This is a genomic window from Dyadobacter sp. CY345 (assembly GCF_021502725.1).
GTDB lineage: Bacteria > Bacteroidota > Bacteroidia > Cytophagales > Spirosomataceae > Dyadobacter.
Window position 1 is genome coordinate 1 of the sequence record NZ_JAKFFS010000004.1, and the last position, 17,499, is coordinate 17,499.

At 38.4% G+C, this 17,499-nt stretch carries 14 protein-coding genes and 2 rRNA genes; 10 read left to right on the forward strand and 6 right to left on the reverse strand.

Annotation, left to right across the window (positions count from 1 at the left end):
- Together L0657_RS17180 and rrf are read left to right on the forward strand one after the other, a co-directional pair.
- Window positions 1-139 (forward strand): 23S ribosomal RNA (locus L0657_RS17180); the annotation flags it as partial.
- A gap of 131 nt (window positions 140-270) precedes the next feature.
- Window positions 271-382: ribosomal RNA gene (gene rrf, locus L0657_RS17185) — 5S ribosomal RNA — on the forward strand.
- A gap of 150 nt (window positions 383-532) precedes the next feature.
- On the opposite strand, the gene L0657_RS17190 is transcribed toward rrf, so the two are convergent.
- The gene (locus L0657_RS17190) at window positions 533-775 is read right to left on the reverse strand and encodes a helix-turn-helix transcriptional regulator (RefSeq protein WP_235151997.1); all 243 of its coding nucleotides are present in this window, start codon (window positions 773-775) and stop codon (window positions 533-535) included.
- Between the two features lie 359 nt (window positions 776-1,134).
- On the opposite strand from L0657_RS17190, the gene L0657_RS17195 reads away from it, so the two are divergent.
- The 7 genes from L0657_RS17195 to L0657_RS17225 are packed head-to-tail and all read left to right on the forward strand — an operon-like array spanning window position 1,135 to window position 9,235.
- Window positions 1,135-1,284 carry a hypothetical protein gene (locus L0657_RS17195; RefSeq protein WP_235151998.1) on the forward strand — a complete coding sequence of 50 codons (150 nt, stop codon included), beginning with the start codon at window positions 1,135-1,137 and terminating at the stop codon, window positions 1,282-1,284.
- 56 nt (window positions 1,285-1,340) lie between these two features.
- A complete protein-coding gene (locus tag L0657_RS17200; RefSeq protein WP_235151999.1) occupies window positions 1,341-2,363 on the forward strand; it encodes a ThiF family adenylyltransferase in 1,023 nt (340 codons plus the stop codon).
- Window positions 2,323-3,105, forward strand: a complete 783-nt coding sequence (locus L0657_RS17205) for an alpha/beta hydrolase (RefSeq protein ID WP_235152000.1) — start codon at window positions 2,323-2,325, stop codon at window positions 3,103-3,105. The genes L0657_RS17200 and L0657_RS17205 overlap by 41 nt, the downstream gene beginning before the upstream one ends.
- Window positions 3,056-4,237 (forward strand): hypothetical protein, encoded by a 1,182-nt coding sequence (locus L0657_RS17210; protein WP_235152001.1) that lies wholly within the window; start codon window positions 3,056-3,058, stop codon window positions 4,235-4,237. Before L0657_RS17205 ends, L0657_RS17210 begins: the two co-directional genes overlap by 50 nt.
- A gap of 24 nt (window positions 4,238-4,261) precedes the next feature.
- Window positions 4,262-5,728: an MBL fold metallo-hydrolase gene (locus tag L0657_RS17215; protein WP_235152002.1), complete on the forward strand. Its 1,467-nt coding sequence runs from the start codon at window positions 4,262-4,264 to the stop codon at window positions 5,726-5,728.
- A gap of 7 nt (window positions 5,729-5,735) precedes the next feature.
- Window positions 5,736-7,940: a peptidase domain-containing ABC transporter gene (locus tag L0657_RS17220; RefSeq protein WP_255717895.1), complete on the forward strand. Its 2,205-nt coding sequence runs from the start codon at window positions 5,736-5,738 to the stop codon at window positions 7,938-7,940.
- Window positions 7,940-9,235 carry an HlyD family efflux transporter periplasmic adaptor subunit gene (locus L0657_RS17225; protein ID WP_235152004.1) on the forward strand — a complete coding sequence of 432 codons (1,296 nt, stop codon included), beginning with the start codon at window positions 7,940-7,942 and terminating at the stop codon, window positions 9,233-9,235. Before L0657_RS17220 ends, L0657_RS17225 begins: the two co-directional genes overlap by 1 nt.
- A gap of 8 nt (window positions 9,236-9,243) precedes the next feature.
- Here L0657_RS17225 and dxs read toward each other — a convergent pair whose 3' ends face one another.
- From dxs to mutL, 4 genes are all read right to left on the reverse strand, one after another.
- The gene (gene dxs, locus L0657_RS17230) at window positions 9,244-11,178 is read right to left on the reverse strand and encodes a 1-deoxy-D-xylulose-5-phosphate synthase (RefSeq protein WP_235152005.1); all 1,935 of its coding nucleotides are present in this window, start codon (window positions 11,176-11,178) and stop codon (window positions 9,244-9,246) included.
- A gap of 89 nt (window positions 11,179-11,267) precedes the next feature.
- Entirely contained in the window at window positions 11,268-12,185 is a 918-nt protein-coding gene (locus tag L0657_RS17235) for a rhomboid family intramembrane serine protease (protein WP_235152006.1), read from the reverse strand.
- A 9-nt stretch (window positions 12,186-12,194) separates the two neighbouring features.
- Window positions 12,195-12,980, reverse strand: coding sequence for a rhomboid family intramembrane serine protease (locus tag L0657_RS17240; protein ID WP_235152007.1), 786 nt, complete (start codon window positions 12,978-12,980; stop codon window positions 12,195-12,197).
- Window positions 12,981-13,038: 58 nt separating this feature from the next.
- Window positions 13,039-14,928, reverse strand: a complete 1,890-nt coding sequence (gene mutL / locus L0657_RS17245) for a DNA mismatch repair endonuclease MutL (RefSeq protein WP_235152008.1) — start codon at window positions 14,926-14,928, stop codon at window positions 13,039-13,041.
- A 243-nt stretch (window positions 14,929-15,171) separates the two neighbouring features.
- On the opposite strand from mutL, the gene L0657_RS17250 reads away from it, so the two are divergent.
- Window positions 15,172-15,336 carry a hypothetical protein gene (locus L0657_RS17250; RefSeq protein WP_235152009.1) on the forward strand — a complete coding sequence of 55 codons (165 nt, stop codon included), beginning with the start codon at window positions 15,172-15,174 and terminating at the stop codon, window positions 15,334-15,336.
- 162 nt (window positions 15,337-15,498) lie between these two features.
- Here the strand turns inward: L0657_RS17250 and nagB are convergent, their stop codons facing one another.
- Entirely contained in the window at window positions 15,499-17,439 is a 1,941-nt protein-coding gene (nagB, locus tag L0657_RS17255; RefSeq protein ID WP_235152644.1) for a glucosamine-6-phosphate deaminase, read from the reverse strand.
- Between the last annotated feature and the right edge of the window lie 60 nt (window positions 17,440-17,499).

A 17,499-nucleotide genomic window follows, 5' to 3' on the forward strand; every position in this document is an offset into this window, starting at 1 on the left:
AAGCATCTAAGTGCGAAACTAGCCCGAAGATGAATCTTCCACACAAGGGTCGTTGTAGACTACGACGTTGATAGGCTGCAGGTGTACGTGTAGAAATACATTCAGCTGAGCAGTACTAATTACCCAATAGCTTGCACAACTTTTAACTCATTCTCTTTTGCTTCCAATATGACATGAAATTCAATGTCGAATGATATAATGAGTGAATGATAGAATACATTCAAAATTCACTCATTCAAAATTCAACCATTGTACACTCACAAAGATCTTGTTGGTGACTATTGGCCTGGTGTTCACCTCTTCCCATCCCGAACAGAGAAGTTAAGCCCAGAACCGCCGATGATACTTGGGTCAAACCTGGTAAAGTAGGTAGTCGCCACAATACTATTATAACTAATCCCATCTTCACAAGAGATGGGATTTTTTTGGTTATGGGCACCGCTTCCGGACGCTCAACCTAACCCGCAATACTATGAATACAAAAAAAGACCATTCTTTCGAGATGGTCTTTTTTTGTATTCATATAACCAGCTTATAGCCAGCTGTTTTGTTTTTTTTCTTTATCCAGTAGATTTCTCCACCCGTCAGGCAGAATTTCAATTAGATCAATATTGCAAAGCTTCGCAATACGATCATAAAATTCAATTGGAATTTTATTTTTTCCGCTGAGCCAATTGTGAACGCTGGTTTGGCTTACTTCTAGCATGAGTGCTATTTCTGGTTGGGAGATTTCCCTTTTTTTGTAATACGTGTGTAATGCTTCCTCGGCTGTCATTCTACAACAATTTTGATTACTGAATATCATTTATACAAATCGCTTTGCAATAAATTCTTATTTCAAAATTGAAGCTTTTAATATCGTTGTGCCGTAAAGATAGTGATAATGAAGAGGTTCGCAAGATACTTTCATAATCCGGTTGAAATTATCATCAAGTAAATTATTAATAATTAGATACTTATGTATTTTAGATAGTTCAGAACTATTACCTAAGCAATAATTTTGGATATAGTCATTGATTATTATTAAGGTAATAGTTGAACTAAATATTGTTTTGCAGTTTTGTAGTACAATCCGAAACAATATCTGGCCAGAAGGTGGGGAGGTTGGTTTTTACACTTTAAATAAAACAAGTCATGAACAAATTAACTCTAAGTGATTTAAAAGCATTGAAAGAAAAAGCGGGACAAGCCTTTTTAAGTCTTGAAGCTATAAAAGGGGGAAGTGTTGCTGATTGTCACATTGATGCCCCAAAGCCACCTGTTACTCAGTGCGATAACGTATAATTTGATTGCCCTAAGAAATTGTCTTAGGGCAATTTTAAAATTATAAATAAAACAAGATGAAATATTTTCTAAAACAATTTGTACCCGTTTATAAAGCAGGTAATAATATTTGCATTGGTTTTGCAGGTGACAAGAATGAGTATTTAGAGCTTATTTACAATGAAGAAATTATAAATCAATTGAATAAGATAATTCAAGACGGCATTAAAGAAAGTGAATTTTTAAATAATAAACTTTTTCAAAAATTAAGAGAGTTTAAGTTTTTGGAAATAAGTGAATCAAAAAAGATCACTAAAAGAGGTGATCTTTTCTTAGAATACATTACAAAAGGAAAAATTGATAATGACTTTAAAGAGAAAAAAATATTAATTTTTGGGGCAGGTGCAGGTGGTGCTACACTTACATATTTATTAGCGCAATTTGGATTTAAAAACTTAGTTGTTGTAGATGCTGATGAAGTTAATGAATCAGAAATTGAAAAATTATTAATATTCGACTTTAATGATTTAGGAAGTTTGAAGGTAAATGCATTGAGGGACAGAATAAAAACTAATTTTAATATAAGTATTACGACACGCTCTTTGAATTTACTTTCGGAGTTTGAACTTGAGGAAATTATAATATCAGAAAAACCTAATTTGGTTGTTCAGGCGTGCGATCCTAATCTTGGATTCAGGACAAATTTAAATAAAATGTGCTTTAAAATAGAAGTACCTTATTTTATTATAGCTTATTCCTTTGAATATCTAAAGATTGGCCCCTTATATATTCCCGGATTTACTAGTTGTGATAATGCGATGAATGCTCACATTAAAAAGGAGCATGGTGAACATTATTCTTTTCATGAACATGAACGGCTATTTTCAAAATCCCTCATTCACCCTTCAATATCATTTAATATAAATATTTTAAGCAGTCTTGCTTTAAAAGAGATTATATTTTTTTTGTCGAAACAATATGAATATTGTTTTTCCATTGGAAGGCTTATGTATTTCAATCCTCTTAGTCTGTATTACACGTATTTAAATCTAGAATGTGATGAAAGCTGTAGTGTTTGTAAAAATTTTGCTAATAATTAGCCTTTACTGTTGTCAAGCTTTTGCTATTAAGCCAGAACGTATTTACCATACCCGCCCATTAGATTTTAAAATGAATTATAAAGAATTTAAGATTAAAACACCGGACAATTTTAATATAAATATTTGGGAAATAGAATCAGAAATTCAAATTAGAACTGGAAAAACTATAATTATTTGTGCAGGAGATGCAGGGAATATGGGTTATTACCTACGTCAAGCTAATGTTCTTCATCAAAATGGATTTAAGGTTATATTATTTGATTATCGCGGTTTTGGTGAAAGTGATGATTTTAAAATTGATACTACCTTATTGTTTCACAATGAATTTTTGTTGGATTATGAAACTGTGTTAAAGGAGGTGAAAAGTAAAAATAATGGTAGTATTGGGGTATGGGGGTTTTCAATGGGTGGGTACTTTCCAATGGTTCTTAGGGAAAAACCGGACTTTATTATTTTGGATTCAGCAATGCTTAATTTGGAAGAGATTTTGCACCGATTACACAAGCCTGATTTAAAAATCCCTAAAAATTCATTAAAAGTTTTATCTAATCATATACCTACAGTGGCATTTTGGGGTCAGAAAGATAAAATTACAATTGCATCGGATAATACACTTTGGAACAAAAATCAGGTTAATATTTATTACTACGGCGGACACATGCAATTATTTCAGTCCATGGATGAGGTGAAAATTGTTAAAATTATTGAACTATTTGCTATACTTCCATATGAAAATAAATAGTTTTTTTGTCGAAATTGAATTATTAGAAATTAATCAATTGTCTTTGTCCAATACTATACTAATGGCATTCCACCAAGAAGATTCAATTCTCTTTGAAATTCTTGATTACGAAGATGATTTTACATTTCTAGAGCCTTCATTATTTTGCTATTTCCTATCGGATATTAGCAAAACGGATAAAATTCCCTTGCTTCAGTCCGTGGTTGGTTATATTCCTGCTGCAAAAAGGCTAGCCATGCTATCGCTTAGCGCTGATCAGTTTGGAATGGTTAACTTACCTAATCTTGGCTATATTCGTACTGACTCACACAATATCATTCCGGTGGATTTAAATATCCTGACTGGACTGATACCTAATCAATTTGTTGAAAACAGTAAAATCCGGCTTTGTCTGCATCCTACGGATTTATTGGCATACGCGCGGGATGTCAGTTTTCATGAACCAGTTGAACAGACACTGGCCAAAAATGAAGATGCTTTATTCATAGCCACAAATTTCTTGCAGAAACAATTACCCGATTTTTGGAGTTTGATATCATCCGTTACAAGAGAATTTGTAGTATTCAGCAGTCCTAACCACAATTCTTTTGCGGGAATCATGCATCACGGTACTGCATATTTTAATACAGAGAACAAGATACAAACGCCGGTTTTTTTTATCGATGACATTGCCCACCAATGTGGTCATATTATCTTTAATGTACTTACGCTGGATACTCCTAAATATTTGAAAGTCCCCAAAGATCATCCGCTAAAAAATTATTCAAGCAATCCGGGTGAAAAGAGAGGATCTTACGGAGCGTTTCATGGCCTGTTTACCTATACATGCATATTACATGCGTTAGACGAAGTTCTTCAAAACCAATATTTTACTGATGAAAATTTGCGTTTTGAGGCCTTGGGTAGAATTGGCTTCTATTTGCACAAGTTTTATCTAGACTTAAAACTTATGGACAATCCGGAGATACTCACCGATGCTGGCCTTGACTTTCATCGCCAGTTCAGCGAGGGTTTTCATGAAATATTGGCAAGGTATAAGAAAGAAATACAAGGTTTTGATTATAGCAACCAGCCTTATACTTTTCAATATGATCGTTTTAAGGAATCAAATCTATTGTCAAAAAATATGTGAACGGGAAATCAAATCTCTTAATACATGAAAACCAAAATATACACACTCATCATTTTTTTTATACCCTTTATTTCTTTTGCCCAAACTACGGAAAATTATCAAAAGGCATTAAAAATATTAGAAATATCAATAAGCACTACAAGTACCCATATTCCTGACAGTTTGTATATAAGCTCCAAAGGCGTTATACATAATCTGGGACATTATGATGTGCCAGGGAAAACAAAAGACATTCCTTATGAGGAAACCGATGTATTTTTTGCAAAAGAGCAATCCGGCTACATGCGCAGTACGATAGTAAACAACGGGTATACATTTGTTGAATTGGCTGTCAGCAAGCAGGATTCTGTTTACAAAAAGGGATTTTATCAAAACAAATTGTTGAAAGACAAAAATACTGACTTTGCATTTGAACTTGCCCGCAAGGTTCCGGCCAGGTTGCTTCAACTAGCCTGGTTGTCAAGAATTTCGCTGCGTTATTTGGGAGAAGATAAATCACATACATGGATTTCGTTCGGATCTAAACCAGTTACTTTATTCATCAACAAGAAAACTAAACTTTTAGATAAAACTGAATATTTAGGCTATGACAATACGTATGGAGATATAGTATTCGCGACTGAATATAAAGGGTATACTGATCAAAATGGTATTAAAATGCCAGCTTCCCGCATTGATTTTGAATATGGAAAAGCGGAACGAGAAGTTACTTATGAAGCTTTCCGATCCAATATAAAACCGGATACTGCTGACTTGAAAATGACTCTGGTCCCCGAGTATTTCAAAAGAAAGATGGCTGAACGTATAGAGACAAGAGATAGCATGGTTTTTGAAAATATTGCTTCCAATATCAATCTTATAAAAATAGTGTCACAGAATAATAAAATGCTTGTGGCAGAATTTACCGACTGTATCGCTTTGTTTGAGACTCCTTCCGGAATTGAGCTTAACGAAAATATTATAGCGCAATTGAAAAAGAGATATCCCGGTAAACCTTTAAAGTATTTGTTTGTGACGCACCATCATCCTGATCACGCTGGTGGTTTGAAGGCTTATTCCGCTCTGCCCCTCACTGTTGTTACTACTGCCGGGAATCAGGCATATTTTGAAGAAATTTTGAAGAAGTCTCACACAATGAGCAATGTCCTTATCGACAATACACAGAACTTCCGGTTCGACTTCGTACCCTTAAACGGAGAGAAAAGGTTTATGGGCAATGTAGTTGCCTATGAAATTGGTAAAAGTACAGAGCACACCAATGAGCATTTGGTTTATTATTTTCCAGACAGCAAAATTTTGTGGACTGGTGATTTACTCAATTTTCGATTAGGTGGAAGGGTTTCATCTGCGGGCCAGAGAGGAAAAGCAGTGTACGATCTGATCACTTCAAAAAACCTAACCATAGACAGAATTTATACCTCTTGGCCTTTGCAGGGACAAAAGGAGTTTGGGACTATGGAAGAGCTACGGAAAATGACTGAAGTTAAATGACAATACTTTGAGTAGAAAATATCCTTTTTACAGACAATATGACAGAATGGACTGCGGGCCAACCTGTATACGAATGATCAGCAAGTTTTATGGAAAATCTTTCGATGGTGCTTATCTCAGAGAGCTTACAAGTTTGAGAGGAGATGGTACTACAATGGGAGGATTGGTTGATGCCGCTGAAAATATTGGATTCAGTACCTTGGTATTAACTTCGGATTATAAAACCCTTGCTGAACAAATTCCATTACCTTGTATTGCGCACTGGCGGCAGCGGCATTATGTTGTGGTTTACGAAGCAACAGCTACCAAAGTTGTTGTTGCCGATCCGGGGCATGGACTTATTACGTATTCACGACAGGATTTTTTGAAAGGTTGGATTCCTGAAAAAAGTGCAAATGAAGATTCGGAAGGAATTCTTTTACTGTTTGAAACTACACCAGCCTTCTTTTCGCAGGAGGGTAATCAGATTTCTTCAAAATCAGTAAAGGGATTTTTAGCACCTTATTTCAGACCCTATCAACGACACATCTGGCAATTATTTTTAGGTCTTTTTCTGACTAGTTTACTTCAGTTGGGATTGCCTTTTCTCACACAGGAGATTGTCGATACAGGTATAAATACCCGGAATTTAAATTTTGTAACACTCGTCCTGGTAGCGCAATTGGTTTTGTTTATATCGCAGTCTGGCCTAAGTGTGATCCGAAACTGGATATTATTGCATGTAACAAGCCGGATAAACCTACGTATGTTGTCTGATTTTTTAATGAAACTGATGAATCTTCCGATTTCATTTTTTGAATCAAAGTCAACCGGTGACATTATGCAGAGAATTCAGGATCATAACCGGGTACAGGCATTTTTATCTGCCACTACTCTGGATGTTCTTTTTTCGACGGTCACCCTTACTATTTTTGGCGCAATACTCTATTATTTCAATCCTCAATTATTCCTTGTATTTATTATTGGTTCGGCATTGTATATGGCCTGGGTTCTGTTATTTATGAAGAAACGAGCCAAAATTGACTATCAATATTTTGACCAGTCCTCAGGAAACCAGAGCAGTACGATACAGCTGATCAACGGCATGCAGGAAATAAAACTGAATGGATCTGAAAAACGGAGACGCTGGGAGTGGGAAGCTATTCAGGCGCGTTTGTTCAAATTGAACATGGCAAGCCTTTCTTTATCGCAATCCCAAAATGAAGGCGGCAGGTTTATCAATGAAGTCAAAAATATTCTGATCAGCTATATCGCTGCGAGATCAGTCATCAATGGTGAATTAACTTTGGGTGCAATGCTTTCCGTGCAATACATTATCGGACAGATGAATGTGCCTGTTAATAATTTCATCGCATTTATCCGTAGTTATCAGGATGCTAAATTAAGTCTGGAACGTTTGGCAGAAATTCATAATAAAACGAATGAAGAAAATGTTGAAGAATTGCTGATAAGTGAATTGCCCGAGGATAAAACAATCCAGGTATCCGGTTTGAATTTTCGTTATGGAAGCAGCACATCTGCTTTGGTACTTAATAATATCAATTTTCAAATTCCCCAGGGAAAGGTTACCGCTATTGTTGGTGCCAGCGGAAGTGGTAAGACTACCTTGCTTAAATTGCTTTTGAAATATCATGATCTCACAGACGGTAAAATAGAAATAGGAAATGGAAATCTTAAAAATTTGAGTTATAATTTCTGGCGGAAGCAGTGCGGTGTGGTGATGCAGGAAGGATACATATTCGCTGATTCAGTCGCCCGTAATATCAGCGAATCGGATGAAAATGGAGGTGTAAATCGGAAAAAACTAGCGCATTCTGTCCATGTTGCCAACATTGGAGATTTTGTAGAGGAACTTCCAAACGGATATAATACCAGGATAGGATCCAGTGGAATGGGTATCAGCGGAGGACAAAAACAGCGAATTCTTATTGCAAGGGCTGTCTATAAAGATCCCGAATATATTTTCTTTGACGAAGCTACCAGTGCATTGGATGCCAATAATGAAGCCGTGATTATGCGTAATCTTGAAGCGTTTTTTACAGGAAAAACAGTAGTTGTTGTTGCGCATCGGCTAAGTACTGTTAAAAACGCAGATCAGATTATTGTATTAGATAAAGGAAGTATAATAGAAAAAGGTACGCATGTCGCCCTGGTACAAAGCAAAGGATATTATTATTCTTTGGTGAAAAATCAATTAGAATTAGGAAGTTAATGGAAGAGATTCAGGATGATATAGACCTTAGAAGCGAAGCTGTCCGTGATTTTATGGATCAGCCTCCCAAATGGCTTATCCGATGGGGAACAATGTCATTATGTTTTGTTTTAATGGTGGCTTTTGCTGTTAGCTGGCTAATTCATTACCCCACGATTGTTCGTGCTGATTTTCGTCTTATTTCGAGTAATCTGCCAAAGCCGGTAGTACTTAAAACAGATGGACGCATAGAAGCATTATTTGTAAAGGAAAATCAAAGGGTGAAAGCGGGAGACATACTGGCTTATGTGGAAAGTACTTCCAGACATCAGGAAATACTTGCTTTGGAAAAAGAATTAAACAATATAAGGAATGTTATTGAACAGCATCGTTTTTCACAACTCGGCACTATAAAGCTAAATAACTTCGAACATTTAGGAGAAGTCCAAACTCCATATCAGAATTTTCAACAAGTGTATGTCCAGGTCAGAATGTTGTATGCAGACCGGTTTTATGACAGAAAGAAAAAGTTATTGATGAGCGATATCAACAGGGCTGAATTAATGGATCAACAACTTAATGAACAGCGAAGTATTTATACACGTGATTCAGAGTTGGCCGATCAGGAATATAAAATCAGTAAAAAACTTCATGCAGGGAAAGTTATACCGGATATTGAAATTTACAGGGAGGAAAGTAAAGTGTTGGCCAAATTACTTCCTGCTAAAAATATAGAAACATTGCGTATTACAAATGACAATCAGAAGAATACTAAAATAAACGATTTGTTAGAGCTGGATCGCACTGTTGAGGAGCAAACTGAAAATTTTGGACAGGCACTTAATACACTCAGAAGTGCTATCGAATCATGGAAATCCCGCTATTTGCTTGTTGCGCCACAGGCGGGAAACGTATTTTTTTCCACAACCTTACAAGAGAAACAATCTCTAAAAGCAGGAGTGGAAGTTATGTATATTGGTAGCGGAACAAGTCAGTATATGGGAGAAATTCGTATTCCGCAAATTAATTCGGGCAAGGTAAATATTGGTCAACGGGTGCTTGTAAAATTTCAAGGTTATCCGTTTGAGGAATATGGAGCCGTGGAAGGAAATGTGACTTCGATTGCGAAAGTTCCGTCTGAGGATAACACGTATTTTCTCGCAACAGTATCTTTGCCTGATGGCCTTAGGACAAATTTTAATAAATCGCTGGTTTATAAAACCGGAATGGCGGCATCAGCAGAAATAGTAACGGAGGATTTGAGACTTATTGAACGATTATTTTATCAAATCAGAAGAATTCTGCTAACGCGCTAAAGAACAAATTAGAAGTCCATAGGTAAAGAAGCATGCATAAGTTCACGAACTGCTCCAACAATCCCATCCTTATCAAAACCACACTCACGGTGCAATTCATCAGGCTCGCCATGTTCAACTAATGCATCTGGAATACCAAGTCGTTTTACACGCGAATTGTATCCATGATCCACCATAAATTCGAGCACAGCACTGCCAAAGCCACCTTGAAGGCAACCATCCTCTATTGTGATAATCCTGTCGAACTTGCTGAAAATCTCATGAAGCATACTTTCGTCAAGTGGTTTGACAAAACGCATGTCGTAATGCGCTGCACTGATTCCTTCCTTAACAAGCATTTCGCAGGCATCGACAGCATAATTTCCAACAGGGCCTAATGTTAAAATGGCAATATCTGAGCCGTCCTTAATTTTTCTTCCTTTTCCTATCTTAACTTCTTCAAAAGGAGTTTGCCATTGCGGCATTACGCCGTTTCCACGCGGATACCGAATTGTGAATGCTTTTGTTCCCTTCTGAATTTTATCAAGTTGGGCAGTATACATCAAATTCCGCAGCTCTTGTTCGTTCATCGGAGAAGAAACAATCATGTTAGGCACGCATCGCATAAATGCAATATCATAAACCCCATGGTGCGTCGGCCCGTCAGCGCCCACCAATCCGGCTCTGTCGAGGCAGAAAATTACCGGAAGTTCCTGCATACACACATCATGAACAACCTGATCATATCCGCGCTGCATGAAAGTGGAATAAATATTACAGTAAACGACTTCACCACGCGTAGCCATTCCGGCCGAAAAAGTTACTGCATGCTGTTCAGCAATACCTACATCGAAAGCTCTGTCCGGCATTGCTTTCATCATGATATTCATAGAAGATCCTGACGGCATCGCCGGCGTTACGCCAACAATTTTCGGATTGCTTTCGGCTAATTCTAATAATGTATTCCCAAAGACATCCTGATATTTTGGAGCCTGTGGAACGTCGTAAATTTTCTTCTTTATCTCCCCGGTTATTTTATCAAAAACACCTGGCGCATGCCATTTTGTTTGATCTTTCTCTGCCGGTCCGTAACCTTTTCCTTTCACTGTTAGACAATGAAGGATTTTTGGACCGGGAATACTTTTAAGATCGTTTAGAACTTCTGTTAAATGGCCAATATCATTTCCGTCAATGGGGCCGAAGTAACGCAAACCCAAGGATTCAAACAGATTACTCTGACGAAGTATTGCCGTTTTCATCACAGTTTCTACTTTCGATACAACCTCTTGTGCGCTCTTTCCAAAATTGCTCATTTTTCCGAGCATATTCCAAACCTCATCTCTGAATTTGTTATACGTCTTGGAAGTCGTGATATCCGTTAGATATTCTTTTAAAGCGCCGACGTTCGGATCGATCGCCATGCAGTTGTCATTCAGGATAATCAACAGATTCGAATCAATCGACCCCGCATGATTTAGCCCTTCAAACGCCATCCCGGCCGTCATAGCACCGTCGCCGATTATAGCGATGTGTTGTCTGTCATGATGATTTTGAAGTGCAGAAGCAACAGCCATTCCAAGTGCTGACGATATTGACGTTGACGAGTGTCCTACACCAAATGCGTCATAAACACTTTCCTTCCTTTTTGGAAAACCGGAAATTCCCCCATAAGTGCGGTTAGAATGAAAATTATCCCGTCGTCCGGTTAAGATTTTATGGCCATAAGCCTGATGCCCCACGTCCCAAACCAGTTGGTCGTCCGGCGTATTGAATACATAATGAAGTGCTACTGATAATTCTACAACACCTAAACTGGCGCCAAAATGACCTCCGTATACAGAAACGTTATCTATAATAAACTGACGTAATTCATTACAAACTTGTGGAAGTTGAGTACGGTCCAGCTTTCTTAAATCCTCGGGAGAATCAATCTTAGCAAGTAGTTTTCCTGGTGTTATAAGCATATAGAAAGCTATTGAAAATCAGATATTGGTAATTGATCTTAACTTAGTAAGATGCGCAAAATTAAGCAAATACATGATGCGTATTACTTTTATTTTTGCTGGCTCGCTTTGAACAGCTTTTGCTTCTCTTCTTTGGTAAGACTTTCGTATCCGGATTTTGAAATTTTATCAAGAATTGTGTCAATTTCATTCTGATCAGGCATTTCTATCGTGGATGCAGAAGTGGAGGAAGAATACACGCTGGTGCTTCTGTAAACCTGTTTTTCGCGATATGTTACCTGCATCGAAGGACGTCTTCTGAAAAGTCCTGACCAACCATTCATAATTGCGTAAATAGGTTTGCCGAGGTCAGTACCATTTTGTAATAATTTGATAAAAATGTACCCAACAAGTGCTCCTCCCAAATGCGCTAAATTACCGCCTGCATTAGGCCCTACCGTTTGTGCTAGAGACAAAATGATATAAAAAAGTGCAATGAACTTGATCCGTATCGGCCCTAAGAAGATCAGATTGAAGGTATAATTCGGTAAGAGGGTTGAAGCCCCGACAGCAACTGAAAATGCAGCTGCGGATGCGCCCATCATCATGGAAGTTTCTACCTGTGCCTGAAAAAATGGCAGCAGATTATAAATCAGCATGTAAATGGCTCCCCCGGCGATACCGCCAAGAAAATAAAGTGCAACAACACGTTTGGCACCCAAATACTCGTCTATTAGTTTTCCAAACCAATAGAAAAACAGCATGTTAAACAGGATATGAAATATATCCTCATGCGTGAAGAAATAGGTTATCAGCGTCCATGGCTTTCGCAGAAACTCATGCGGAGAAGCTGGAAGTTGTAAATTATCTGTGATCCAGTAATAAATATTGGATGACTGACTAAGTGTAAAGACGATTTTTACCAATAACAATACCAGAAAAACGGCGGTATTAATTAAAATAATTTTTACGAGCGAATTTTCCGATTTCTCAAATTCTCTCTTTATGTCGTCAACAATATTGCTCATCGTCTTCTTTCAATAAAAATTTTGTTTCTGTGTGCCCCAATAACGCAACAATATGTAAGCAAATAGCATTCCTCCAACGTGCGCAAAATGAGCGACATTGTCGGATTGTGTATTTTGTATACCTGAATACAACTCATATAAACCGTAAAACGTGACAAAATATTTTGCCTTGATCGGAAACGGTATAAAAAGCATGAACAATTCTGTGTTTGGGAACAATAACCCAAACGCCATCAAAATCCCGAAAACTGCCCCGGATGCGCCAACCATCGGGGTATTGATACTCGCCTGATAAACGCTTTTTACGGCGTTAATACTATTTTGAATATACGAAGGATTGGTAGGATTTTCTTCAAAAGCATTAAAAAAATCAAGATTAGCCTGATAAAATCCTTTTGCATGGTGGCTCATGAAGTCAACAAGCCCGTCCGGCGTAGGATATTGTACATAAACCTCCACAGCTTTAAGGAGTTGCGTATTTTCATAATATCCGATTGCCGAGAAAAGTACGCCTGCTCCAATCCCTGTAACGAAGTAAAATATTAAAAAACGCTTAGGTCCCCACATTCTTTCCAGTAACGGCCCGAACATAAATAAACCAAACATATTACTAAACAAATGACCAAACCCGCCATGCAAAAACATGTAAGAGACAAACTGATAAGGCATGAAAGAAGGAGACAATACAGGCATTAACGCAAACCTTGCGGAGAGAGGCAATATATATACATCAACAATGAAAAATAAGACATTCAGTATCAGTAGATTTTTAACAGTCGGCGTGATTTGTAACATTCTAATTCAAAATCAAAAGTTTGTATTCTATAACTATTTCAGGCTGGTTTTCGTTTCCTTATCCCTTAAAGATACTGCTTAACTTATCCATCGTTAATAAAACAATAATCGCCTCACCGCTTGGCGTCCTGTTCGGATCGGTTGAGGCAAACAGTTGATCAATTAGTGTATGAATTTCAAGAAACGAAAGTTTTACTGCGTAACGTACAGAAAACCTGCGCGCCAAAGATCTGGATAAGCTTTCCGGCTTGTTTAATTTCAAGTCTGAATAACTTTGTTTTAGCTGTTCAACCAGTTCTTCAAAAAGATCCTGTTCACTTTCTTCCGGCAGATCCGCAGGAATTCCACGGATAATTAATTCGTTATTGCCAAATTCGTCAAATTCAAAACCCAGACTTCTGATCTCTTTTTTTGTCTCATTTACCAGTTGCATATCCGAATGTGTAAGACGAATAGTTTTCGGAAACAAAAGCTGCTGACACGCGCCATTACGGTTCGTAAGCATTTTACGATATCGTTCATACAAGATACGTTCATAAGCTGCTTTTTGATCGATCAGCATGATCCCGTCCTTAACCTGCGAAAGAATATAGCGGTTATGTAACTGGAAAAGTACCGCATCACTTTCCGGTGCTGAAATAACTTCCGAAGCCATGCGGTTTACTTTGCTCGCGATGGTCATTGGTTGCTCTTCGTATGAAGTCGGGCGGGAAACTGTCGTGGAATTCATTTCAAAAGCGGCCAGCTCCCGGCTTCTGTCATCGGTATTTTGCAAACCTTCAAATAATTTATTCCAGTTTGTAAGGTTTGTTTTGGAGGGTCCATTTTCGGCATGACGGGATTGTGCTGCCCAGTCCGGCATAACGGTGCGCGGAATATTATCATGATTCTGATCCGAAGGTGAGGGATTCAGGAAGTTTATATTATCCTCAAAATCAATAGATTGTGAAAGATTATAAACCCCAACGGCTTTTTTCACAGCAGCCATGATAATCGCATATACCGACCTTTCATCGTCGAATTTAATTTCCGTTTTTGTCGGGTGAATATTGATATCAATATGAGACGGATCAATCTCTATAAACAAAACATAAAAGGGATGGCTACCATCAGGAATCGTGCCGTCAAAAGCACTGGTTACCGCGTGGTGCATATAATTATGCTTGATATACCTGTCGTTTACAAAAAAGAATTGTTCACCTCTCGTTTTTCTTGCAAACTCAGGTTTTCCAATATAGCCCCGAACACTGATATATGAGGTATCTTCCTGGCAAAATGCAAGCTGCTCTCTGTAAGCGCGGCCGTAAATATCAATAATCCGGCGAACCAGCTTGCCCGGGGCCAGGTTAAAAACTTCAGTATCGTTATGGTGTAATGTAAATCCGACTTCCGGATGTGCCAGCGCGATCCTTTGAAATTCATCCAGGATATGGCGCATTTCCACCGAATTTGATTTCAGAAAATTGCGTCTTGCCGGAACATTATAAAAAAGATTTTTTACTGAAAAGCTTGTACCGGGAATGCAGGCAGCAGCTTCCTGTGTTTTTATTTCTGAACCTTCAATTCTTATCAGTGTGCCAAGTTCGTTATCTGCTTGTCTGGTACGAAGTTCAACCTGTGCGATGGCAGCAATGGATGCCAAAGCTTCACCCCGGAAACCCATCGTGCGGATACGAAATAAATCCTCAGACTGGCGGATTTTAGATGTGGCGTGGCGTTCAAATGACATTCTTGCGTCAGTTTCTGACATACCAATCCCGTCATCAATAATTTGTATTAATGTTCTGCCGGCTTCACGTAAAATGACCTGAATGTTACCAGCTTTTGCATCTATGGCATTTTCCAGAAGTTCTTTCACAACCGATGCAGGTCGCTGAACCACTTCTCCGGCGGCGATCTGATTGGCTATGGAATCGGGTAATAATTGAATGATGTCGGAAGACGCCATGTTTTTACTGTGTAGGTTTTGCTTTACTATAACAAATTAACAAATTTTTTTCTAAAAGAGGCGGTATTTTGAAAGGTAGGTATGCGTGTAGCGTTACTTTGTGTGTAAATTGAATCGAAATAATTACATATTTTATTGAAATGTTTAATATTAATAAAACGTTTTAAATAAAATTTGCGTTGATCATAAACAAAAAATAATTAATTTGTGATTCCGAAAGTTAACCGTGAATAACCCCATTCTATGAAAGCACCAGTTTTAAAGAAGTTCAATTTCACGATGGCGCTCCAGTGGCTCATCTTTTTGCCGGTTATCCTGCCTCTTTGCATTATTTTCGGAGCAGTGCAGGGAATACTGAACATGGTTGAGAAAATGGCTCAACGCATGTGGATTGATATGGAACTCTAATGAGTTCAAGACTAATTTGCAACCTGTACTGATGGTCAATTAGTATGGAATTCACTACGCACAACTATTACAGGATATATATTCAAGTTTTCAGATACTAACAAAAATGAAAAGAGCTGTAAAATTTTTTACAGCTCTTTTCATTTTAAGTCATTTCACGAATCAGAATTTCCAGCGAACGAAAGCTTCCATTGCTTCATATTCTGCAAGACCTAAATTATCATACAATTTCGCTGTTCCCTGGTTACGCTCCTCAGCACGCTGCCAGAACTCACGGGAATCATCGCCCTGGAATACCACACCGTCTTTTTGTGACTGGTGCTTGAAAATTCCCTGACGTTTTTTCAAAACCTGGTCCGGACTCATCGGCACAGCCATTTCGATTTCATAAATATCCCACTCAGCCCATGCACCGCGGTATAACCATACCCAGCAATCTTTCATGAAATTTTTGTGTTTCGAGCGTTCAAGTGCAGCCTCAATAGCATCCCAGCAAACTTTATGCGTTCCATGCGGATCGGCAAAGTCGCCGGCTGCATAAATTTGATGAGGTTTGATCTCCTCAATAATGTTTTCGATAATTTTGATATCCTCTTCTCCAATAGGGTTTTTCTGAACGGTACCAGTTTCGTAAAATGGCATATTAAGAAAATGTGCGTTCTCAGTTGGAATACCAACAAAACGACAAGTTGCTTTTGCTTCACCACGACGTAAAGTTCCTTTTACGTGGCGAATCTCTGGCGTGTCAATTTCGCTGTCCTTGGTATGTCTTAAAAATTCTTTTGCGTCTGTAAAAATCTTCGTCGCTTCCGGACTATTGATACCAAATTCTTTATTAAAATCGACAACGAAATCAATGAAACGAAGGGCTTCATCATCCGCTACTGCGATATTTCCGGAAGTCTGGTATGCCACATGCACTTCATGTCCCTGATCTACCAGGCGTTGGAAAGTACCACCCATTGAAATAATATCATCATCTGGATGCGGGCTGAAAATAAGTACGCGTTTTTTAGCAGGCTGCGCACGTTCCGGACGATTTGTATCGTCCGCATTGGCTTTTCCACCAGGCCATCCTGTAATCGTATGTTGCAACTGATTGAAAACATTGATATTGATCTCATACCCAGCTCCATATTGTGCCAGCAGATCACTCATACCATTGTCATTATAATCCTTGTCCGTAAGTTTCAGAATCGGTTTTTTAAGGCTTTGCGACAAATGGGTCACAGCCTTTTTGATCATTTTATTATCCCAAACAACAGAATCAACAGCCCAAGGGGATTTCACACGGGTTAATTCAGAAGCAGCACTTTCATCCAATATAAAAGCAACATTTGGATGTGCCTGAAGATAAGACGCAGGATTACGTTCAGTAACAGGTCCTTCAACAGCACCTCTGATCACGGCAGCCTTGCGTTCACCCCATGCCAGCAAAACAATACGACGCGCGCCTAATATAGGAGCAACACCTAATGTGATCGCTTTGCGAGGAACCTTGTGCAATCCACCAAATTCCATCGCAGCCGCAGCACGTGTCGAATGGTCAAGTGTGATCAGACGTGTACGTGCATTGATCAGGGAACCAGGCTCATTGAAACCAATGTGACCATTTCCACCAATACCTAAAAGCTGAAAATCAAGTCCGCCAACTGCATTTATTTTATTTTCGTAAGAAGCGCAGTAATCACGCACCATTGCCGCAGGAATTGTACCATCTGGCAGGAAATAATTTTCTGATGGTATATCGACATGATCAAACAATTGCTCTTTCATGAACCGATGATAACTATGAATAGAATCCGGCTCCATTTGGTAATATTCATCCAGGTTGAATGAAATCACGTTTTTAAAGCTGAGGCCTTCCTCTTTATGCATCTTAACCAGTTTTGCATAAACGGTTTTAGGAGAAGAACCTGTCGCCAACCCCAAAACACAAGGCTTGCCTTCTTTTTGTTTCTGACGGATAAGATCTGCTATTTCCTGAGCCACCGCGTTGGAAGCGTCTTTCGAATCTGCAAAGATCTGGGTTGGAATCTTTTCGTAGGTAATCGGCTGTCCGACACTTTCGCCTGAGACAATAGCAGTATCAGCTGCCTGCATCAAAATTGTTTCGGGATTGAGAGATTGTTGATCCATGGGTTTAATTAAATGTGAGTTCTA